17 protein-coding genes are annotated in these 19,440 nt (G+C 72.5%); 8 read left to right on the forward strand and 9 right to left on the reverse strand.

Annotated features, from left to right (window positions below):
* Position 1: 1 nt before the first annotated feature.
* Positions 2-628 (forward strand): hypothetical protein, encoded by a 627-nt coding sequence (locus IE140_RS18545; RefSeq protein WP_150193454.1) that lies wholly within the window; start codon positions 2-4, stop codon positions 626-628.
* Positions 625-1,140, forward strand: coding sequence for a hypothetical protein (locus IE140_RS18550; RefSeq protein WP_150193453.1), 516 nt, complete (start codon positions 625-627; stop codon positions 1,138-1,140). Before IE140_RS18545 ends, IE140_RS18550 begins: the two co-directional genes overlap by 4 nt.
* A gap of 42 nt (positions 1,141-1,182) precedes the next feature.
* Here IE140_RS18550 and IE140_RS18555 read toward each other — a convergent pair whose 3' ends face one another.
* Positions 1,183-3,777 carry a bifunctional FO biosynthesis protein CofGH gene (locus IE140_RS18555; RefSeq protein ID WP_150193452.1) on the reverse strand — a complete coding sequence of 865 codons (2,595 nt, stop codon included), beginning with the start codon at positions 3,775-3,777 and terminating at the stop codon, positions 1,183-1,185.
* Between the two features lie 150 nt (positions 3,778-3,927).
* Here IE140_RS18555 and IE140_RS18560 point away from each other — a divergent pair, with 150 nt between their 5' ends.
* On the forward strand, positions 3,928-4,692 hold the full coding sequence (locus IE140_RS18560; protein ID WP_150193451.1) for an HAD family hydrolase: 765 nt from the start codon (positions 3,928-3,930) through the stop codon (positions 4,690-4,692).
* Between the two features lie 33 nt (positions 4,693-4,725).
* On the opposite strand, the gene IE140_RS18565 is transcribed toward IE140_RS18560, so the two are convergent.
* On the reverse strand, positions 4,726-5,178 hold the full coding sequence (locus IE140_RS18565) for an Lrp/AsnC family transcriptional regulator (RefSeq protein ID WP_093439078.1): 453 nt from the start codon (positions 5,176-5,178) through the stop codon (positions 4,726-4,728).
* A gap of 113 nt (positions 5,179-5,291) precedes the next feature.
* On the opposite strand from IE140_RS18565, the gene IE140_RS18570 reads away from it, so the two are divergent.
* Positions 5,292-6,224 (forward strand): SMP-30/gluconolactonase/LRE family protein, encoded by a 933-nt coding sequence (locus IE140_RS18570; protein WP_150193450.1) that lies wholly within the window; start codon positions 5,292-5,294, stop codon positions 6,222-6,224.
* A 96-nt stretch (positions 6,225-6,320) separates the two neighbouring features.
* On the opposite strand, the gene IE140_RS18575 is transcribed toward IE140_RS18570, so the two are convergent.
* Together IE140_RS18575 and IE140_RS18580 are read right to left on the reverse strand one after the other, a co-directional pair.
* Positions 6,321-6,782: an LIC_13387 family protein gene (locus tag IE140_RS18575; protein WP_150193449.1), complete on the reverse strand. Its 462-nt coding sequence runs from the start codon at positions 6,780-6,782 to the stop codon at positions 6,321-6,323.
* Positions 6,782-8,020: an FAD-dependent monooxygenase gene (locus tag IE140_RS18580; RefSeq protein ID WP_150193448.1), complete on the reverse strand. Its 1,239-nt coding sequence runs from the start codon at positions 8,018-8,020 to the stop codon at positions 6,782-6,784. Before IE140_RS18580 ends, IE140_RS18575 begins: the two co-directional genes overlap by 1 nt.
* A 69-nt stretch (positions 8,021-8,089) precedes the next feature.
* On the opposite strand from IE140_RS18580, the gene IE140_RS18585 reads away from it, so the two are divergent.
* A complete protein-coding gene (locus IE140_RS18585; RefSeq protein WP_150193447.1) occupies positions 8,090-8,689 on the forward strand; it encodes a TetR/AcrR family transcriptional regulator in 600 nt (199 codons plus the stop codon).
* A 117-nt stretch (positions 8,690-8,806) separates the two neighbouring features.
* Here the strand turns inward: IE140_RS18585 and IE140_RS18590 are convergent, their stop codons facing one another.
* Together IE140_RS18590 and IE140_RS18595 are read right to left on the reverse strand one after the other, a co-directional pair.
* Complete coding sequence (locus tag IE140_RS18590) at positions 8,807-10,291, reverse strand: peptidoglycan D,D-transpeptidase FtsI family protein (RefSeq protein ID WP_150193446.1); 1,485 nt, start codon at positions 10,289-10,291, stop codon at positions 8,807-8,809.
* A 115-nt stretch (positions 10,292-10,406) separates the two neighbouring features.
* Entirely contained in the window at positions 10,407-11,252 is an 846-nt protein-coding gene (locus IE140_RS18595) for an LLM class F420-dependent oxidoreductase (protein WP_150193445.1), read from the reverse strand.
* 122 nt (positions 11,253-11,374) lie between these two features.
* On the opposite strand from IE140_RS18595, the gene IE140_RS18600 reads away from it, so the two are divergent.
* Together IE140_RS18600 and IE140_RS18605 are read left to right on the forward strand one after the other, a co-directional pair.
* Positions 11,375-12,958 (forward strand): CehA/McbA family metallohydrolase, encoded by a 1,584-nt coding sequence (locus IE140_RS18600; RefSeq protein ID WP_150193473.1) that lies wholly within the window; start codon positions 11,375-11,377, stop codon positions 12,956-12,958.
* Between the two features lie 91 nt (positions 12,959-13,049).
* Positions 13,050-13,514 carry an SEL1-like repeat protein gene (locus IE140_RS18605; protein ID WP_032766765.1) on the forward strand — a complete coding sequence of 155 codons (465 nt, stop codon included), beginning with the start codon at positions 13,050-13,052 and terminating at the stop codon, positions 13,512-13,514.
* Positions 13,515-13,548: 34 nt separating this feature from the next.
* Here IE140_RS18605 and IE140_RS18610 read toward each other — a convergent pair whose 3' ends face one another.
* Positions 13,549-16,380: a GNAT family N-acetyltransferase gene (locus IE140_RS18610; RefSeq protein ID WP_150193444.1), complete on the reverse strand. Its 2,832-nt coding sequence runs from the start codon at positions 16,378-16,380 to the stop codon at positions 13,549-13,551.
* Positions 16,381-16,506: 126 nt separating this feature from the next.
* On the opposite strand from IE140_RS18610, the gene IE140_RS18615 reads away from it, so the two are divergent.
* Positions 16,507-17,235: a siderophore-interacting protein gene (locus IE140_RS18615; protein ID WP_150193443.1), complete on the forward strand. Its 729-nt coding sequence runs from the start codon at positions 16,507-16,509 to the stop codon at positions 17,233-17,235.
* A gap of 53 nt (positions 17,236-17,288) precedes the next feature.
* Here IE140_RS18615 and IE140_RS18620 read toward each other — a convergent pair whose 3' ends face one another.
* A complete protein-coding gene (locus IE140_RS18620; protein ID WP_150193442.1) occupies positions 17,289-17,657 on the reverse strand; it encodes a DUF6463 family protein in 369 nt (122 codons plus the stop codon).
* A 48-nt stretch (positions 17,658-17,705) separates the two neighbouring features.
* On the reverse strand, positions 17,706-19,292 hold the full coding sequence (locus IE140_RS18625; protein WP_150193441.1) for an APC family permease: 1,587 nt from the start codon (positions 19,290-19,292) through the stop codon (positions 17,706-17,708).
* Positions 19,293-19,440: the final 148 nt, after the last annotated feature.

Below are 19,440 nucleotides of genomic sequence, written 5' to 3' on the forward strand. Positions count from 1 at the left end.
CATGGGAGCCAGTTCCGGGGCAATGTCCTCGTGGATCAGTGATCGCAGGGCACTCGTCGTGGGCCTGGGGGTCCTCATCGTCGCAGGGACGGGGGCGGCGCTGCTCCTGCCGGACCAGAAGCCACAGGTCGCCGTTCCGGACCGGGTGTGCCAGGGCACTGTGCCCGGTACGCAGGTGGCGGCGTTGCTGCCTCGTACGGGCGACCCGTTCGAGGAAGTGCGCTCGACCAACTTCGTCGCCGATGCTTCGAAGGGGCTCGGAGCGTGCGAGCTGTCGGGTGGCGGTCAGGAACTCGCGATCAGCTACCGCCGGATCCAGGACCCGGAATTCACCACCGAGACCGTTGCGCGCAAGAGCACCGAGCAGGGCAACACCCCCATCTCCCTGGGGCCGGCCACAGGCTACATCGGCCGTTACAAGGCCGCATTGTTCGTCCCCTGCCCCTACAAAAAGGGCAGGAACGACCTACTCGAGGTCTCGGTCGAGGTCGCATCCGAGATCAACGATCGGACCGCAAGGGAAGAGGTCTCGGAGCTGACAGCCGACACGGCGCGGGCTGTCGCCCGCGAGGTGGTGCGCTGCCAGGGAGCGGCCGAACTTCCGGACATCGCTCCGGAATCGCCATGACCGGGAACCTGCGGGCCTCCGCCGTTCGCCTTTCCCTCGCCGTCCTCCTCCTCGCCGGCGTCTCGGCATGCGGGGGCGCGGAGGAGTACACCGTCCCGAGCAAGGCCTGCGAACGGGACGTCAGCAAGGACGAGCTGGGAGCCCTCTTGCCCAGCGGCGCGGAGCTGCGCGAAAAGCAATCGGTGTCCGACAGGTCGTTCTCCTGCCAGATCTACGTCGATGGCCTGATGCAATTCGCCTTCACCGAGCATTCCGGGCAACGGAAGTTCGACGTGTCGGCGTACGCCAAGAGCGGCAGGCTCGGAAACTTCGACCGGCTCCGAGCCTCGGACGTCAGCGACAACGCCGTGGTCTCCCACACCCGGTCCGTGGTGATGGCCCCGTGCCCGAAGGCAGGCAAGAACTACATCCTCAACCTGGATCTGCCGAACACCGACGGCGACCACAGCGACGACATCGAGCGGTTCGTGCGGTCGTACCTACCGACCGGGCTCGCCGCCATGGGCTGCTGAGCGGAGAGGAGGGGGCACCTCAAGCCCCCTCCCCCAGTTCCCTCAGTTCGGCAGCACCGGCAGCAGCTCCGGCAGGTGTCCGTCCGACGCCGTGGCCGCCGCGACGCGTTCGGCCGGTACCTCGCCGTAGAGCGTCGTACGGGGGCGGGACGGGCGGCCCGCCAGGTCGGCGATCGCCTTGAGGTCCTGGATGGAGCGGTACGAGCCGTAACTGGAGCCCGCCATACGGGAGATGGTCTCCTCCATCAGCGTGCCGCCCAGGTCGTTCGCGCCCGAGCGGAGCATCTCCGCCGCGCCCTCCGTGCCGAGCTTCACCCAGCTCGTCTGGATGTTCGTGATGTGCGGGTGGAGGAGCAGTCGTGCCATGGCCGTCACCGCCCGGTTGTCGCGGTCCGTCGGGCCCGGACGGGCGATGCCGGCCAGGTAGACCGGGGCGTTGGTGTGGATGAAGGGGAGGGTGACGAACTCCGTCAACCCGCCTGTCTCCTGCTGGAGTCGGGAGAGGGTACGGAAGTGGCCGAGCCAGTGGCGGGGCTGGTCGACATGGCCGTACATCATCGTCGAGGACGAGCGCAGACCCACCTCGTGCGCTGTCTTGATGACCTCCAGCCAGGTGGCCGTGGGCAGCTTGCCCTTGGTGAGGACCCAGCGGACCTCGTCGTCCAGGATCTCCGCCGCCGTACCGGGGATCGAGTCGAGCCCGGCCTCCTTGGCGGCGGTCAGCCAGTCGCGGATCGACATGCCGGTGCGGGTGGCCCCGTTGACGACCTCCATGGGCGAGAACGCGTGGACGTGCATGCCGGGGACGCGTTCCTTCACCGCCCGCGCGATGTCGAAGTACGCCGTGCCGGGCAGGTCCGGGTGGATCCCGCCCTGCATGCAGACCTCGACCGCGCCCACGTCCCACGCCTGCGCCGCCCGGTCCGCGACCTGGTCCAGGGAGAGGGTGTACGCGTCGGCGTCGGTGCGGCGCTGGGCGAAGGCGCAGAAGCGGCAGCCGGTGTAGCAGACGTTGGTGAAGTTGATGTTCCGCGTGACGATGTACGTGACGTCGTCACCGACCACGTCCCGGCGCAGCGCGTCCGCGATCCGGCACAGCTCGTCCAGCGCCGGGCCGTCCGCGTGGAGCAGGGCGAGGGCCTGGTCGTCGGTGAGCCTCGTCGGGTCGTCGGCGGCCTGGCTCAGCGCCTGGCGTACGTCGGCGTCGATCCGGGACGGGACCATGCCGGGGGCCGCCGCCTCGCGGAGCGCCTCCCAGTCCCCGTACACCTCGTCGAAGTCGTTACGGCGGTCGCCCGTACGGCCCTCGGTGTCGATGGTGGCGTGCAGGTCGGTGCGGCCGGAGGAGGTGAAGCCCTCGTCCGGCTCCTGCCAGGGCAGGCCGGCGGGCAGTGCGCCTTCGCGGGCGAGGCCCGTCTCCGGGTCGGCCAGGGCGCGGACGTGCGGGAGGAGCCGGGGGTCGAGCCAGGGCTCGCCGCGCTGGATGAACTCGGGGTAGATGGTGAGGCGTTCGCGGAGCGTGAAGCCCGAGTCCGCCGTCTTCTGCGCCAGTTCGTCGATGTGCGGCCAGGGGCGTTCCGGGTTGACGTGGTCGGGGGTCAGCGGCGAGACCCCGCCCCAGTCGTCGATGCCCGCGCCGATGAGGAGCGCGTACTCCGCGTCCACCAGGTTCGGCGGGGCCTGGATCCGGGCGGACGGGCCGAGGATGTGCCGGGCCACGGCGATCGCGGCGGCCAGCTCCTCCAGCTCGGCGTCGGGCATCCCGCGCATCGCCGTGTCCGGCTTGGCGCGGAAGTTCTGCACGATGACTTCCTGGATGCCGTGGTAGGCGCGGGCCGTCTTCCGCAGCTCGAAGAGGGAGTCGGCGCGCTCCTCGTACGACTCGCCGATCCCGATCAGGATGCCGGTGGTGAAGGGCACGTTGGAGCGCCCCGCGTCCTCCAGCACCCGCAGCCGCACGGCCGGTTCCTTGTCCGGGGAGCCGTGGTGCGGGCCGCCCGGCTCGGACCACAGGCGGGTCGCCGTCGTCTCCAGCATCATCCCCATCGAGGGGGCGACGGGCTTCAGGCGCTGGAGGTCGGTCCAGGTCATCACGCCCGGGTTGAGGTGGGGCAGCAGACCCGTCTCCTCCAGGACCCGGATCGCCATCGCCCGTACGTACGCGAGGGTGTCGTCGTACCCCTCCGCCTCCAGCCACTCCCGCGCCTCCGGCCACCGGTCCTCGGGGCGGTCGCCGAGCGTGAACAGCGCTTCCTTGCAGCCCATCGCCGCACCCTCGCGGGCGATCTTCAGCACCTGGTCGGGGGACAGGAACATCCCGTGGCCCGCGCGGCGCAGCTTTCCGGGGACGGTGACGAAGGTGCAGTAGTGGCACCGGTCTCGGCAGAGGCGGGTGAGCGGGATGAAGACCTTGCGCGAGTACGTGATCACGCCCGGCCGGCCCGCGGCCTCCAGGCCCGCGTTCCGGACGCGGGCGGCGGACGCGGCCAGATCCTTCAGGTCGTCGCCGCGCGCCTGGAGCAGGACGGCGGCCTCGGTCACATCGAGGGCGACACCGTCGCGGGCGCGTTTGAGCGCGCGCCGCATGGCGTTGGAGGTGGGGCGTCCGCTCTGAGGATCGGGATCGGGATCGGTCATGAACCGAGCATACGAGCGAGGCGCGCGTCCCGGACCAGGGCCTGTGGCCTGTATGCGCAGGCCGTGGGGTGCTCCTGGTCACTCGTGCGGGCCGACTCACCCGGATGAGCGCCTGTCGGCGGCGTCCTCACGCCTAAGGTCGGAACGGTGATGGAAACGATCGTCCTCGACATCGGCGAAACCCTCGTACGCGACGACCGGCACTGGGCGTCCTGGGCCGACTGGCTCGGCGTACCACCGCACACGCTCGGTGCGTTGGTGGGCGCGGCCGTCGCCCAGGGCCGCGAGGCCACGGACGCGCTGCGGATCCTGCGGCCCGGCATGGACGTCGAGGAGGCCTGCCGCGCACGGGCCGCCGCCGGGCGCGGCGAACACCTCGACGAGTCAGACCTCTACCAGGACGTCCGGCCCGCGCTGGGTGAACTGCGGGCCGCGGGCGTGCGGGTCGTGGTGGCGGGCGACGGCACGGTCCGGGCCGGGGAGCTGCTGCGGGCGCTGGACCTGCCCGCCGACCTGGTGGTCACCTCGGACGAGTGGGGCGTACGGAAGCCGGACCCGGAGTTCTTCGCGCGGGTGGCCGAGGCGTCGGGCGCGGCCCCGGAGGCGACGCTGTACGTGGGCGACCACCCGGCCGACGACCTGTTCCCGGCCGCCGCGGCGGGGCTGCGGACGGCGCATCTGCGGCGGGGGCCGTACGGGCACTGGTGGGCGGACCACCCGGATGTGGTGGAGACGGCGGACTTCCGTATCGACGCGTTGACGGAGTTGGTGGCGTTGGTGGGGTCCGGTGGTGCATCCTCCGACCCGGACCCGGACCCGGACCCGGACCCGGACCCGGCTTCGGCTTCGGCTTCGGCTTCGGCTTCGGTGGGGGCGAAGGTGGTGCGGCGGGGCGCGTTGCGATCGGTGCGCTAGCTGCCCCCTGGCACCGTTGCCCCCCGGGCGGAGCTACGTCTCGGCGGTGGGCTCCAGCGGTGCCGGGCGCTCGAAGAACGTCTCCAGCACGACCGTGGCCTGTGTCCCGCTGACCCCGTCAATCGCGTAGATCCGGCGCAGCACGTCCTGCAGTTGCCCGGTGGTCGGCGTCCTGACCTTCACCAGCACCGACGCGCTGCCCGCGATGATGTGCGCCTCCACGATCTCGGGGACCGCGGCGAACGCCTCCGCCGAATCGCCCATCCAGGAGACCGAGTCGACCATGACGTACGCCAGTACGTCATGGCCCGCCGCCGTCGGATCGACCTCGACCGTGGTCCGCCGGATCACTCCGCGTTCGCGCAGCTTGCGCACCCGTTCGTGGGCCGCACCGGCGGAGAGGCCCACGGACCGGCCCAACGCGGCATAGGACTGGGTGGCGTCCTGCTGGAGCCGGGCCAGCAGGGAACGGTCTATGTGATCCACAACTCCCCATTCGGCAGAACCTTGATCGGACCATATCTCATACGGCAGTCTCACCAGCGAGCCGAAGGTGATTCCGGGACTCCGGGATGACGTGCTGGATGGGGAGGGTCTGCATGACCGGCGAACGTGGCGTGCTGTACGAGATGTTCGACGAGCGGTTCCGCACCGGGCGGTGCATGAACGGTGATGCCGCCCTGGAAGTGCTGTACACCGGCTGCCGCTGGGCCGAAGGCCCGCTGTACGTGCCCGCCTGGCGGCAGGTGATCTGGAGCGACATCCCCAACGACCGGATGCTGCGCTGGGACGAGGAGACCGGCGCGGTCGGTGTCTTCCGGCGGTCCGCCGGACACACCAACGGCAACACCCTCGACCGGCAGGGCCGGTTGATCACCTGCGAACAGGGCAACCGGCGGGTGACCCGGACCGAACACGACGGCACGGTCGCGGTACTGGCGGACCGCTGGCAGGGCAAGCGGCTGAACAGTCCGAACGACGCGACGGTCCGGTCCGACGGCACGCTCTGGTTCTCCGACCCGGACTTCGGGATCACCAGCGACTACGAAGGACACCGCGCGGCGAGCGAGATCGGGGCCAACCACGTCTACCGCGTCGATCCCACGACGGGCGAGGTGCACCTGGCGGCGGACTGCTTCGCGGCGCCCAACGGGCTGGTGCTCTCGCCGGACGAGCAGAGGCTGTACGTCTCCGACACCAGGGACAACGTCATCCGCGTCTTCGACGTGCGCGAGGACGGGGAGCTGTCGGACGGCCGGGTCTTCGCGGAGGGCGGGGCCCGGAGCGGGGCGCGCTTCGACAACATCCGGTTCGACGACGAGGGGCGGCTGTGGGTGGCCGCGATGGGTGACGGGGTGCACTGCTACGACCCGGACGGGACGTTGACCGGGCGGTTGGTCGTGCCGGAGGCGGTGTCGAACGTGGCGTGGGGCGGGGTGAAGCGGAATCGGTTGTTCATCACGGCTGAGACGAGTCTGTACTCCGTGGTCATGGGGGTCACGGGCACACACCCGACGGGGGCGCGCCCGTGACCCCCGCCTCCGTGGTGCCCACCCTCGCCCCGGGGGCGCCCACCACCCGTCCGAAGGGCCGCCACCGCTAACGGACAGGCAGGCCCCGCCCGTACGTCAGTCCGCCGCTCCTCTCCACAACGACAGGGCGAACGCGTAGCTGGTGACGGGCAGGATGACGATCGGCGGGGCGGGCAGCAGGAGCAGCGCGAGCCCGAGGGCGGCCAGGGAGGCCACCAGGGGCACCCACCCGAAGGCGGTACGCCGCCGGACGAGGTCGGGGGCATGGCGGACGGCGGCGAGCATCAGCAGGCCGCAGGCGACAGCGAAGAAGGCCATGGCGATGCTCATGCCGTGGGTGACGTCGAGGGTGGTGCGTTCCAGGCCGAGCAGGGTGAAGGTGGACTCCCGCATCGCCGTGTCGGCTCTGCGCTGCTCGGGGGTCGGGGTGGCCGAGGCCGTCGCGGCGACGAAGGCGAGGTGGCCGGCCCCGAGGACGACGAATCCGTACGCGCCGATCCTGAAGGGCCGTACGGGATCCGCTCCGGTGGAAGTCCGGGCGGCGATCGCGGTGTTCATCAGCGCTCCTCCTCCTTGATGTCGACGGACCGGCTGGAGGCCTGGGGCGAACCGGGTGCCGGTTCCGGGCCGGGCGGGGGCTGCCAGCCGAGGAGCGTGTCCAGCCCCCGTGCCGTGACTGCCGACGGCGTGGCCCGTACGGCGAAGTTGCGGACGGAGACCGCCAGGGGATGGGAGAGCCGGGCGAGGTCCCCCATGCGCCGGGAACGGCGGCTGATCAGCGTCGTGCGCCCGAGCCGGGCCTCCGTGTAGGCGGCGAGCGCGGCCGGTACGGCGGTGCCGCCCGCGAGGAGGTGCGCCAGGACGACCGCGTCCTCGATGGCCTGGCAGCCGCCCTGACCCAGGTTGGGGGTCATCGCATGGGCGGCGTCACCGAGCAGAGCCACCCGGCCGGAGTGGAACCGGGGCAGGGGCGCGGCGAGTTCGTAGAAGTCGTGGTGGAGGACGGTCACGGGGTCGGGCTCGCGCCCGTCCGGCCGATCCAGCCGCTCCAGCAGGGCCGGGATCGGATCGTGCCAGGCACCGAAGCGGCGGACCAGCTCCGCGCGGTGGTCGGCCGGCCGCGTACCGGGGCCGGCGACAGCGGTCGCGTACACATAGACCCGGCCGTCGGCGAGGGGGACGATCCCGAACCGCTCCCCTCTCCCCCAGGTCTCGGCGGCCGGGAGCGCGGGCAGGCCGGCGCCGGGCAGCACCGCCCGCCAGCCGGTCTCACCGGCGTAGCGCGGACCGGGGTGCCGGGGAAAGAGCTGCCCCCGGAGCGCGCTGCGCAGTCCGTCGGCCGCCACGACGGCATCGGCCCGCAGCTCCCCCGCCGACGTACGCACCACCACCGCGCCCTCGGCGGCCTCGTCAACCCCGCCCACCGAGACGCCGAGCCGCAGCGCGCCGGGCGGCAGGGCGGCGGCGAGGGCGTCGATCAGGAAGCCGCGGTGGACGGCGCGGGCGGGAACCCCGTAGCGGGAGGCCGCGGCGCCGGTCCGGCTCAGCCACGCCCCGTCGGGGGTACGGAGTCCGAGCGCACCGGCCAGGGGCTCGCCCGCCGACACCGCGGGCCCCAGGCCGATCGACTCCAGGGCACGCAGGGCGTTGGGGGCGAGCACGATGCCCGCACCGATCCCCGTGAGGGCGGCGGCCCGTTCGCACACGGTCACCCGCCATCCGCGACGGCTCAGCGCCACCGCGGCGGTCAGGCCGCCGATCCCGCCCCCGGCCACGACAGCATGACGAACACCCATAAGGATCGCCTCCCCACGCGCACCCTCTACATCTGTAGAGGCTCATGGGCCGCACTCTACACCTATAGAGTGCGAACCATGCCTGCTCCCCTCCCCGACCGCCGGGACCTGATCGCTGACACCGCCATCGCCACGGTGGCCGCCGCAGGTCTGCGCGGCCTGACCCACCGCGCGGTCGACACGGCGGCCGGGCTGCCCGCCGGCAGTACGTCGTACTACTTCCGCACGCGATCCGCCCTGATCAGCGCCTGCTACCTCCGCCTGGCCACGCTGACGGTCGCCGACGTGGACCGCTGGGAGGCCCGGCACGGCGTCCCGGACCCGGACTCCGCCGCCGAGTCCCTGGCCGCGCTGCTGCACCACTGGCTGACCACGGGACGGGACCGCCAACTGGCCCGCTTCGAGCTGAGCCTGGAGGCGACCCGCCGCCCGGAACTCCGCGCCGACCTGGAGACCGCCGGCCGCGCCGCACGCGCCAGGGCCGCCACTCTGCTGGCGTCGCTGGGTGCCCCCGATCCGGAACAGGCGGCGGACCTGCTCGTCGCCTGGACCGACGGCCTGCTGTACGACCGCATCGCCGGCGCCCCGGCCACGAGCCGCCCGGCACCGGACCCGGCCGAACTCGCCGTGGTCGTACGGCGGATGCTCGCCGCCCTGCTCGCCCCCTGAGGGTTTCGGGGCCTCGGGCTCGGCACCCCGTTACGTGCCCCGGGCCCACCTGCGCGGTTCCGTCCTCAAACGCCGGACGGGCCGGGGTGGACCGGTCCAGGTAATCCTGCTGGAGTACTAGCCCCCCAGCACCGCCTGCATCACGCTCTTCGCGATCGGGGCGCCCAGCCGGCCGCCCGAGATGTCCGAGCGGGAGATGTCCATGTCCGTCGGGTCGATGAACACCGCGACCGCCACCGAACGCCCGTCGTCCTTCTTGCCGTAGCTGACGAACCAGCCGTACGGGACCTCGTCGCGGACGTTCACGCCGCGCTGGGCGGTGCCCGTCTTGCCGCCGACCGTGACACCGTCGATCAGGGCGCGCTGGGCACTGCCCTCCTTCGCGGTGTGCTCCATCATCTCCTGGACCTTCTTCGCCGTCTCCGGCGAGACGGCCTGGCTCATCTCCATCGGCTCGTTCTTCTCCAGCGTGGAGAGGTCCGGGCCGCGCAGCTCGTCGACGATGTAGGGCTGCATCAGCTTGCCGTCGTTGGCGAGGGCCGCCGTGACCATCGCCATCTGCATCGGGGTGCTCGTCAGACTGCCCTGCCCCATGCCGGTGAGGGCCGTGCCGGGCTTGTCGAGCTTCGGCGGGTAGAGGCTCTTCGTGGCGAGCATGTCGCCGAACTCGTCCGCGTACACGTCCTCGTTGAAGCCGAACTTCTCCGCCGTCTCCCGCATCCGGTCCTCACCCAGCTCAGCGGCGGCGTCGAGGAAGACGTTGTTGCAGGAGTACTGCATGGCGGTCTTCATGGACGCCTTGCTGCACACGGCGTCGCCCGCCTCGCTGCCGATCTTGTTGGAGGAGAGCGGCAGCGGGTACGGCGAGACGGCGTCCGTCCGGGCGTCCACGTCGGTGACCACGCCGTGCTCCAGCGCCGCCGCGGCCGTGAGGATCTTGAAGGTGGAGCCGGGCGGGTACGTCTCGCGCAGCGGGCGGTTGGCCAGCGGCTTGCCCTTCTTCTTCTCCAGCGCGGTGAACCGTTCGCTCTCCTTGAACGTGATGCCGGCGAAGACCTCGGGGTTGTACGAGGGGGTGGAGACCAGTGACAGCACCTTTCCGGTGCGCGGGTCCAGGGCGACCACCGCACCCCGGGCGCCCAGGTCCGTCAGCCCCTTGTAGGCGGCCTTCTGCGCCTTGGCGTCGATCGTGGTGATCACATCGCCGCCGCGCCGGGGCTGTCCCGTCAGGACGTCCTTGGCGTGCCGGAAGGCGAACCGGTCGTCCTGGCCGCTGAGGATGCTGTCGTAGGTCCGCTCCAGCAGCGAGGTGCCCCGGGCCTGGGAGGCGTAGCCGGTGACGGGCGCGTACATCGGGCCGTCCTTGTAGGTCCGGCGGAACGCGTAGTCCCGGCTCTCGGTCTCCTTCGACCCGGTGATCGCCTTGCCGCCGACGATGATGTCGCCGCGCGGCGTGGCGAACCGCTCGAACCGCACCCGGGCGTTCCTCTCGTGCTGGGCCAGCTCCTGGCGGTCGACGTGCTGGAGCCAGTTCACCCGCAGCAGCAGGCCCAGCACCAGCAGCCCGCAGAAAATGGCTATGTGCCGCAACGGCCTGTTCATTCCACTCCCCACCCCGGGCGGGCCTCCGGCCCGCGTGTGCGTTCCCCGGTGAGTAAGGATGCCTTGTCGGCACGCCCGGTTGCACCGGCGGCCCCGGAGGGCCCCTCCCACGAGGTCAGAGGTACGCGGCGTACGCGTCCAGGGTCCGCAGCACCTCCGGTTCGTCCGCCGGGGGCAGCTGGAGCACGACCTCCTCGATGCCCAGCTCCGCGTAGTGGGCGAGCTTCCCGGGGCTCGGCAGGACCGCGTACGGCACCACCTGGAGGCTCTTCGGGTCCCGCCCGGCCTCCTCCCAGGCCGCCCGCAGTTTCGGCAGGGACTCCGTGAGGCCCCCGCCGCCGATGGGCAGCCAGCCGTCGGCGTACTCCGCGATGTGCGCGAACAGCTTCGGGCCCGCGCCGCCGCCGATCAGCGTGCGCGGGCCGTTGACCGGGCCGCGCGGCCGCTGGAAGGGCTTCGGGTGCGCCTCGCTCGCCTGCACCGACCCGGACGCGCCCTCGTACCCGGTCGGCTCGTCCGCCCACAGGGCCCGCATCAGCGCCATCCGGTCCCGGACCCGGTCCCGGCGCGTCGGCCACTCCACCCCGTGGTCTGCGGCCTCCTCGACGTTCCAGCCGTAACCGACGCCGAGCGTGAACCGGCCGCCGGAGAGGTGGTCCAGGGTGGCCGCCTGCTTGGCCAGGTCGATCGGGTCGTGCTGGGCGACCAGCGTGATGCCGGTCCCCAGGGTCAGGCGCTCGGTGACGGCGGCGGCCTGGCCGAGGGCGACGAACGGGTCCAGCGTCCGGCCGTACTCGCGGGGCAGCTCACCGCCCATCGGGTACGGCGTACGGCGGCTCACCGGGATGTGCGTGTGCTCGGGCAGATACAGCCCGCCGAACCCCCGCCGCTCCAGCTCGCGGGCGAGCCGGACCGGGGTCACCGTCTCGTCGGTGAGGAAGATCGTGGTGGAAATCCGCATCGAAGCCACCTCCATGGTTGTTGTCGTTCCCTACGTCGTCCTTCTGTACGTCGTCCGTGCGAAGCGCCAACGTAAGCCGTATGTCGGCGAAATCCGAGAGCGTGACCGCCATGAACTCCGCCATGAACTCCGCCGTGAACTCCGCCGTGAACCGGCGCGGCCTCCTCGCCGCGACCGCCGCCACCGGCCTAACGTTGGCCACCGTGAGCTTCGCCCGCGCCGAGGACCGCTCCGAAGACCGCTCCGGACCCGGCCCGGACGGCCCCCACCGCACCCGGACCGTACGCGGGACGCTGCCCGTCGGGTCGCCCGACTACGTGTACCTCCCGGTCGACGTCCCGCGCGGGGTGGCCGAGTTCGCCGTCTCCTACACGTACGGGAAACCACCCGTCCCGCCCGGCGTCCAGGGCAACGCGCTCGACATCGGCCTCTTCGACGAACGCGGTACGGCCCTGGGCGGGCGCGGCTTCCGGGGCTGGTCCGGCGGGGCGCGCACCTCGTTCTTCGTCCGGGCCGACGCCGCGACCCCCGGCTATCTCCCCGGCCCCGTACGCCCCGGGGTCTGGCACATCGCCCTGGCCCCCTACACCGTCGCCCCCGAAGGCCTCCCGTACGAGGTGACCGTCACCCTCCGCTTCGGCGGGACGGCCCCCACCCCCGCGCCGGTGTACCCGCCCGAGCGGGCGAAGGGGCGCGGCCGGGCCTGGTACCGGGGCGACTGCCACGTCCACTCCGTCCACTCCGACGGGCGGCGCACCCCGGCCGAGGTCGCCGCCGCCGCGCGGGACGCCGGGCTCGACTTCATCAACAGCAGCGAGCACAACACGACCTCCGCGCACGCCGCGTGGGAGGGGCTGTGGGGTGACGACCTGCTGATCCTGACCGGCGAGGAGATCACCACCCGCAACGGGCACGTGCTCGCCGTCGGCACCGACCCGGGCGTCTTCGTCGACTGGCGCTACCGGGCCCGCGAGAACCGCTTCGGCCGGTACGCGCACCAGGTGCGGCGGGCCGGGGGGCTCGTCGTGCCCGCCCACCCGCACGCCACCTGCATCGGCTGCAACTGGAAGTTCGGCCTCGCCGAGGCCGACGCGGTCGAGGTGTGGAACGGGCCCTGGACCCCGGACGACGAGATCGCCCTCGCGGAGTGGGACAACGCGCTGGTGGCCGCCGTACAGAACACGGACGTACGGAACCCGGACGACGGGCCGGGGCGCTGGCTCCCCGCGACGGGCAACAGCGACGCCCACCGCGAACCGGACCGGGTGGGCCACCCGCAGACCGTCGTCCTGGCCGAGTCGCTGTCGCGGCGGGCGATCCTCGCGGGCATCCGGGCGGGCCGCTCCTATCTCGCCGAGTCCGCCGCCCTGACCCTGTCCTTCGGCGCGACGGACGGGCGGGGCGGGCACGCGGGCATCGGGGAGCGGCTGCGGGCGGCTGCGGACGCTCCCGTGACCGTACGGCTGGAGGTGTCGGGTGCGGCCGCCGACTGCACGGTGCGCCTCGTGACCGACCAGGGGGTCCTGCTGACCACCCCGCTGCCCGCGGCGGGAACGGGCGTGGTGGAGTGGCGTACGACGCCCGCCCACGCCGCGTACGTGCGCGCCGAGGTCCGGCACGCACCGGCCGTTCCCGGGCTGCCGGGCGCGTTCGCGGCGCTCACCAATCCGGTCTTCCTGGACGCGGCGGCCGGTACGGGAGGCTGAGAAGCGGGACCGGCGGAACCGGTACGGCGGGCCGGGATGCGGGAAGGGACGGAGCACGCGCGGCGGAGAGGCCGGGCGGAGAGGAGTGGGCATGGGACCGGGGCTGGGGTACTTCCTGCTGCCGGCGGGCGGCGCGCTGAGCCTGACCGGGGTGATCACCGGCAACGGCACGCTGATCAGCCTGAGCTGGATCATGTGGGTGCTCGGGATCCTGCTGATCCTGGGGAACCGGTACCGCCGCCCCGCCGATCCGCGCGCGCTGGCGGTCGCGGCCGCCGCCGGGGACGCCCGAGCGGTACGGGGGCTGCGGACGCTCGCCCTGACCGCCCGGGCCGAGGGGCGTCCCGACACGGCCGAGCGGCTGCTGCGGCAGGCGGTGAAGGCCGGTGACGTGGAGTCGATGTGGGAGCTGGGCCGCCTGGTCGAGCAGCGCGAGGGTCTGACGGCGGCGGAGCCGTGGTTCCGGATGGCGGCGGAGCGCGGGCACGCGGTGGCCAAGCGGCTGTTCCGGCCGGGCGGCGCGCTGCACCCGGACGGGGCGGACCCGGCGCCGTAGCGCCGTACGGTCCGCCCCGCGCGAGCGGTTTCCGTTACGCGAGCCCCAGCGCCGCCCTCGTCAGGAACGCCAGCCGGGCCGTCTTCTCGGGCTTCCGGATCTCCGGGCCCAGTTCGAACCCGATCCGGGCCATCCGGGCGATCGCCTTCTCGTTGCGGGCGTCGGGCTCCACGACGACCCGCACATGGGCCGGGTCGCTGAAGACGTAGGCGATGAACGCGGTGAGCAGGGTCTCCGTGTACCCCTTCACGGCTCCCTCGCCCTCGGCGGGCGCGATCAGCAGGTGGACGCCGAAGTCCCCGGGCTGGACGTCGTAGCACTCGCCGACCGGGTCGGCGTCCGGCTCGTACGTCTGGAAGAGCGCGGCCGGAACCCCGTCGCGCAGGGCGAGGTAGGCGTGGTGCGTGGGGAGAGAGTCGACGAACTCGTAGATCTCGCGGACCTGTTCGAGGGTGTGGCCGGCCATGCCCCAGAAGCGGGCCCGCTCCTCGGTGACCCAGCCGTGCAGCAGTTCGGCGTCGGCCGCCGGGTCGACCGGGACGAGACGGACGGTGCCGAAGCCCTCGATCTTCTGCTCGTGGACGGCCGGGCGCAGGGCGGGTGCGACGGGCTCGGTGGCGGCGGTCATGGCGGGGTTCTCCTCGGGGTGGTGCGTCGTGCGGTGGGGCTTCGTGCGGTGCAGCAGGTTCCAGTCCGTGACGACCGGGGCGAGCTCGCCCCGTGCCCACAGGGGCGTCTGGTCACGGTGGTGGGCGGATCCGGGAACTCCGGACGCGCCGAACGGGACCACCCACCGGCTGTCCTCGCGGCGGCCCAGGTCCCAGACGTACCGGGCGGCCGGGCCCCGGGCGAACAGGTCGGTGACACCGGGGACGCTGGAGGTGGACAGCACGCAGTCGTGGTCGCCCGCGGCCCCCGGCCGGATCGCCTCCGCGTCGGAACTGTCGGGTGCGAGGTCCGGCAGGGCCTGCCAGGGGGACAGCCGGTGCAGCTCGCCCCACGGGCCGGGCGGGGTCTCCTCGGCCGCCGCCGCGACGGCCTCGGCCGAGGCGGCGACGAGCGCCAACCGGTCCTCGTACGGCAGGAGCCCGACGGTGAGCAGGCTCTCCAGGGCGTAGCCGATCCGGGGTACGGCGGCGAGCCAGGGGCGGAACAGCGCGGGGTAGGCGGTCGAGCGCCAGGGGTCGTCCTCGCCCGTGACGCCGTTCAGAGCGGGGTGGGCGGCCAGCCGGTGGACGACGTCGGTGCGCAGGCGGGCGTAGAGGGTCGCGTCGGTGCTGTCCGCGTCCATGTGGCGGTCCCAGCGCAGCAGCCGGTCCCGGAGGCGTTCGGCGGCGGGGCCGAGGCCAGGGGCCCAGGCGAGCAGGGACAGGAGTTTACGGGAGGAGGCGAGGCGGGTGTCGGTGTGGACGGCGGCCTGGGCGTCGGGGGTCCAGCCGGTGTCCGCGCCGAGCAACTCCCGTATCCGGCGGGCCCGGTGCGGGGGTGCGAACTCGACGCCGAGCGGGGCGGCGAGGCCGCACTCGTTGGCCATGACGGCGATCCCGTCGGCGCCGTCGGCCTCGGTACGGGGCAGGGGCACGGTCTCGCCCTCGCGCCAGGCGTACGCCGGGTCCTCGGCGGGGACGACCCGCAGCCGGTTGGCGTACGGGCGCACGGGGACGTGCCCGGCGACCCGGTGCAGGGTGGACCCGGCGGTGTCGGCGGCGAGCACCACGTTGACGGGTTCGATCCAGCGGTCGAGGGCGGTGTCGACGTCGGCGACCGTACGGGCCCGGAGCAGCGCGGGCAGCGCGTCGAAGCCGAGCTCGCCGGTGACGCGGGGCGGGTAGCGGAGGCTGATGAAGGTGCCGTCGGCGGCCGGGGGCGCGCCGGCCGCCCCGGCCCCGGCCCCGGGGCCGTCCCCGATGATCACCGGACCCCGGTCCGTCTCGATGACCTCGACCTGCTCCGGCTCCGCCCCCGCCACCTCGATCGTCTCGGTGTGGGCGTGGGCCCGGTACCAGCCGTCGGGGCCGAGCGCCTCCACTCCGCCGTCCGGGGTGCGGCGCACCTGCTCCCGGTAGAGGTCCTGGTAGTCGGCCATGGCGTTGGTGATCGCCCAGGCGACGTGGCCGGTGTGGCCGAAGTGGGCGATGCCGGGGATGCCCGGGACCGCGAGGCCGACGACGTCGAACTCGGGGCAGGCGAGGCGGATCTGCTGGTAGACCCCGGGGTCCTCGATGAAGCGGTGCGGGTCGCCCGCGAGGAGCGGGGCTCCGGTGGCGGTGCGGGCGCCGGTGAGCAGCCAGCCGTTGCTGCCCGCCGTGCCGGGGCCGTCGGTGGCGAAGAGGGTCGTCCGGTCCTCGCCGAGCCGGCGGGCCACCTCTTCGCGCCAGAGTTTGGTCGGGAACCCCGCGAACAGGATGTGGGTGGAGAGCCAGACGCCGAGCGGGGTCCACGGCTCCCAGCGGCCGGGCGCGAGGCCCACGGCGGCGAACTCGGGGGCCCGCTCGGCCCCTTCGGCGAGGCCCTCGTTGACGCCGTCGACGTACGCCGTCACCCAGGCGGCGGTCTCCGGTGCGAGGCGGTCGAAGCAGCGGCGGGCGGTGTCGGCGATCCGGGCCCGCCGGACGAACCGGTCCCAGTCGACGGCTTCCGCGCCGAGGTGGGAGGCGCTGGTGCCGAGCACCCGGTGGCGTTCGGTCTCCAGCTGCCAGGCCCGGTCGAGGGCGGTGGCGTGGCCCTGCGCACGGGCCAGGGTGAGGGCGTCGGCGGCCCGGAGGTGGGGTATCCCCCAGTCGTCCCGGAAGAGTTCGTAGCTCACGGCTTCCTGCGCCCGGTCGGGTCTCTCGCCCGGTCTCTCGCTGTCGACGTCAGCGGCCATCGCTCTGCCCATCCCCTGCTCCCGGTGGTTTTCAGCCACTCCCCAGCCCCCGAGATTTAGGTTAGCCTAACCTAAAGAGACCCTTTGGGCAGTGGGCCGGGGCGGCAGGAGAGGGCGGGGAGCACCGTGGGGCATGGCTGGGAAGGCGTCGTTCTCAAACTGTTCCGGGGCCGGGATTTCACGTTCACCGTGACCGGCGCCGAGCAAGTCACCGACCGCTTCCACCGGGTGCACCTGACCGACGGCGGGCTGCTCGCCGCGACCGGCGGGGCGCACCCCACGATGTGGGTGCGGCTCTGGTTCGAGAAGGCCGGCAAACCGCATCAGCGCGCCTACACCCTGGTCGACCCGGACCCCGAGGCCGGGACCTTCAGTCTGGAATTCGCCCTCCACGAGGGCCCCGCCTGCGACTGGGCGCGAACCGCCAAGGCCGGCGACACGATCGACGCGACGCTCCAGGGCACCGGTTTCACGCTGCCCGACCCGGCCCCGAAGCGGCTCTTCGTGATCGGTGACGCGGCGGCGCTGCCCGCGATCAACTCCCTGCTGGACGCGATCCCGTCGACCCCGGCGACCATCTGGTTCGAGACCGCGCACGAGGACGACCGGAAACTCCCGTTCCGCCTCGACGAGGCCCACCACACCCTGCACCACGTGGAGCGCCGCGAGGCGGGCGCGCACCTGGTCACCGAGGTGAAGGCGGCCCTGCCGGAGCTGCTGGGCACGGACCACTCGGACGCGTACGTCTGGGTCGCCTGCGACACGTCGACGACTCGGACCCTGTCGACGTACCTCCGCAAGGAGCTGGGCCTGCCCAAGGACCGGGTGAACGCGCTGGGTTACTGGCGGCCGTAAGTCCCGGGAAGCCCACCGCACAGAGGCCCCGGCGAGCTCGCTCGCCGGGGCGCTTACCTGCCCGTGGACCGCAGCGACCTGCGCAGCAGCACCCCGCCGATCCCCACCAGGCTCGGGAAGCCGCTCTTCGGCATGGCGACCGTGCCCACCGCGCCGACGGCGGACAGGACGACGCCCGCCGCGCGCTGGGCCGGCAGGTCCCCGTGCTCCTCGGCCGAGCGCAGCAGCCGGCCGCCCAGCCACAGCGTGGGGGCGGCGGCCATGAACCAGAAGGCGGCGGCGCGGTCGCCCCGGTCGGGGACGGAGCCGACGACGGACCCCCGCCCGATCTCGGCGAACACATCGCGGTAGATCACCGCACCGATGGCGCCATGAGCGATTCCGACCACCTGGAGCAGGCGTCCCGCCGAAGCTCGTGTCATGGCCTCATCGTACGAGCGGACCGTCCGCGACCGGGGCCCACCGCGCCCTCAGTCCTGGACCACCAGCGCCGGCGTCTCCTTCGTCAGCACCTCGCCGCGGAAGAACGCCGGGCTGCGGCGCTCCATCGCGATCATCAGCACCACGCCGAGGAGCAGCAGCCCCACCCCGATGACGAACACCGAGCCGACGCCGAACACCGAGGAGCCGGAGCCGTACGCCGGGTCCCACATGTCGTAGAGGGTCTTGGCGAAGACGGCGGCGAGGAGGACGCCGCCGAGCAGCGGGAAGAGGCCCTTGAAGACCAGGTCCCGGGTGGAGCGGGTCAGTTCGGCCCGGAAGTACCAGGCGCAGGCGAAGGCGGTCAGCGCGTAGTAGAAGCAGATCATCAGGCCGAGCGCGTAGATGGTGTCGACCAGGACGTGCTCGCTGACCAGGGTCATCACGGTGTAGAAGACGCCGGTGCCGATGCCCGCCGTGATCGTCGCCCGGCCGGGCGTCTTGAAGCGGGGGTGGACCTTGGCGTACGAGGCCGGCATCGCCTCGTACGCGGACATCGCGAGCACCGTGCGGGCGACCGGGATGAACGTGGTCTGGAGGCTGGCGGCGGCCGAGGCGAGGACCGCGAGGAAGAGCAGGACGCCGAGGCCGGGGCCCATCACCGGTCCGGCGAGGGCGGCGAAGACGTTGTCGGAGGTGTCCGGGTTGGCGAGGCCGAGCCCGGAGGTGCCGGAGCCGACGGCCATCTGGGCGGCGACACCGGTGGCGAGGTAGGAGCCGACCAGGACGACCATCGCGATGAGCGCCGCGCGGCCGGGGGTCTTCTCGCTGCCCGTGGTCTCCTCGTTGGCGGTCAGACAGGCGTCCCAGCCCCAGAACATGAAGATGGAGAGGGAGAGGCCCGCAGTGAAGGCGGCGAAGGACTGGACGGCGAAGGGGTTCAGCCAGGACCAGGAGAAGTCGAGCGAGGACGCGAAGTCCGGGCCGCCGCTGCCGGCCTTGCCGAGCGCCATCGTCACGAACAGGGCGAGGACGACCAGTTGGAGGCCGACCAGGGCGTACTGGATGCCCTTGGTGGCGGTCATGCCCCGGTAGCTGATCGCGGTGGCGACGGCGATGAGGGCGAGGCAGGTGATGATGTGGACGGGCTTGCTGTCGTCCAGGGCCGCGACCGAGCTGCTGCCGGTGATCTCGCCCGCCAGCAGCCAGAAGTACGAGGTGGCGACGCCCGCCAGGTTGGACAGCACGATGATCGTCGCGATGACGAGACCCCAGCCGCACATCCAGCCGACGCGCGGGCCGAACGCCTTCACCGTCCAGGTGAAGGAGGTGCCGCAGTCCGGCATCGCCTTGTTCAGCTCGCGGTAGGCGAAGGCCACGAGCAGCATCGGCAGGAACCCGGCCAGGAAGACGGCGGGCATCTGCACGCCGACCTCTCCGGCGGTGGAGCCGAGGGTGGACGTCAGGCAGTAGACGGGTGCGACAGTGGAGACGCCGATGACCGCGCTGCCCATGAGGCCGACGGAGTTCCCGCCGAGCCCTTTGCCGCGTACGCCGCCGCTGCCCGTGCCACCGTCGGCCGGGGCGCTTCCCCGTACCGTGTCTCCGGCCCGTGGCCGCGCGTCCAGCTGAGTCATGAGAAGGACGCTATGCGCTGCGATATCCACATCCGGAGCGTGAGACTCCAACGTCTCACCCTTGGGTGTAGCGGCCAATAACTCGTGAACACTTCGTCAATTCAAGGTCATGTTCACGTTAGACCTTGCAATGAACGCCACTCGGCCG

This window comes from Streptomyces parvus, from assembly GCF_014648875.1.
GTDB lineage: Bacteria > Actinomycetota > Actinomycetes > Streptomycetales > Streptomycetaceae > Streptomyces > Streptomyces parvus.

Bases quoted from the DNA above. Each gene is read 5' to 3' on its own strand.
- IE140_RS18545 (WP_150193454.1), top strand. From the start codon at position 2: ATGGGAGCCAGTTCCGGGGCAATGTCCTCGTGGATCAGTGATCGCAGG.
- IE140_RS18550 (WP_150193453.1), top strand. From the start codon at position 625: ATGACCGGGAACCTGCGGGCCTCCGCCGTTCGCCTTTCCCTCGCCGTC.
- IE140_RS18555 (WP_150193452.1), bottom strand. From the start codon at position 3,777: ATGACCGATCCCGATCCCGATCCTCAGAGCGGACGCCCCACCTCCAAC.
- IE140_RS18560 (WP_150193451.1), top strand. From the start codon at position 3,928: ATGGAAACGATCGTCCTCGACATCGGCGAAACCCTCGTACGCGACGAC.
- IE140_RS18570 (WP_150193450.1), top strand. From the start codon at position 5,292: ATGACCGGCGAACGTGGCGTGCTGTACGAGATGTTCGACGAGCGGTTC.
- IE140_RS18575 (WP_150193449.1), bottom strand. From the start codon at position 6,782: ATGAACACCGCGATCGCCGCCCGGACTTCCACCGGAGCGGATCCCGTA.
- IE140_RS18580 (WP_150193448.1), bottom strand. From the start codon at position 8,020: ATGGGTGTTCGTCATGCTGTCGTGGCCGGGGGCGGGATCGGCGGCCTG.
- IE140_RS18590 (WP_150193446.1), bottom strand. From the start codon at position 10,291: ATGAACAGGCCGTTGCGGCACATAGCCATTTTCTGCGGGCTGCTGGTG.
- IE140_RS18595 (WP_150193445.1), bottom strand. From the start codon at position 11,252: ATGCGGATTTCCACCACGATCTTCCTCACCGACGAGACGGTGACCCCG.
- IE140_RS18600 (WP_150193473.1), top strand. From the start codon at position 11,375: ATGAACTCCGCCGTGAACTCCGCCGTGAACCGGCGCGGCCTCCTCGCC.
- IE140_RS18605 (WP_032766765.1), top strand. From the start codon at position 13,050: ATGGGACCGGGGCTGGGGTACTTCCTGCTGCCGGCGGGCGGCGCGCTG.
- IE140_RS18610 (WP_150193444.1), bottom strand. From the start codon at position 16,380: ATGGCCGCTGACGTCGACAGCGAGAGACCGGGCGAGAGACCCGACCGG.
- IE140_RS18620 (WP_150193442.1), bottom strand. From the start codon at position 17,657: ATGACACGAGCTTCGGCGGGACGCCTGCTCCAGGTGGTCGGAATCGCT.
- IE140_RS18625 (WP_150193441.1), bottom strand. From the start codon at position 19,292: ATGACTCAGCTGGACGCGCGGCCACGGGCCGGAGACACGGTACGGGGA.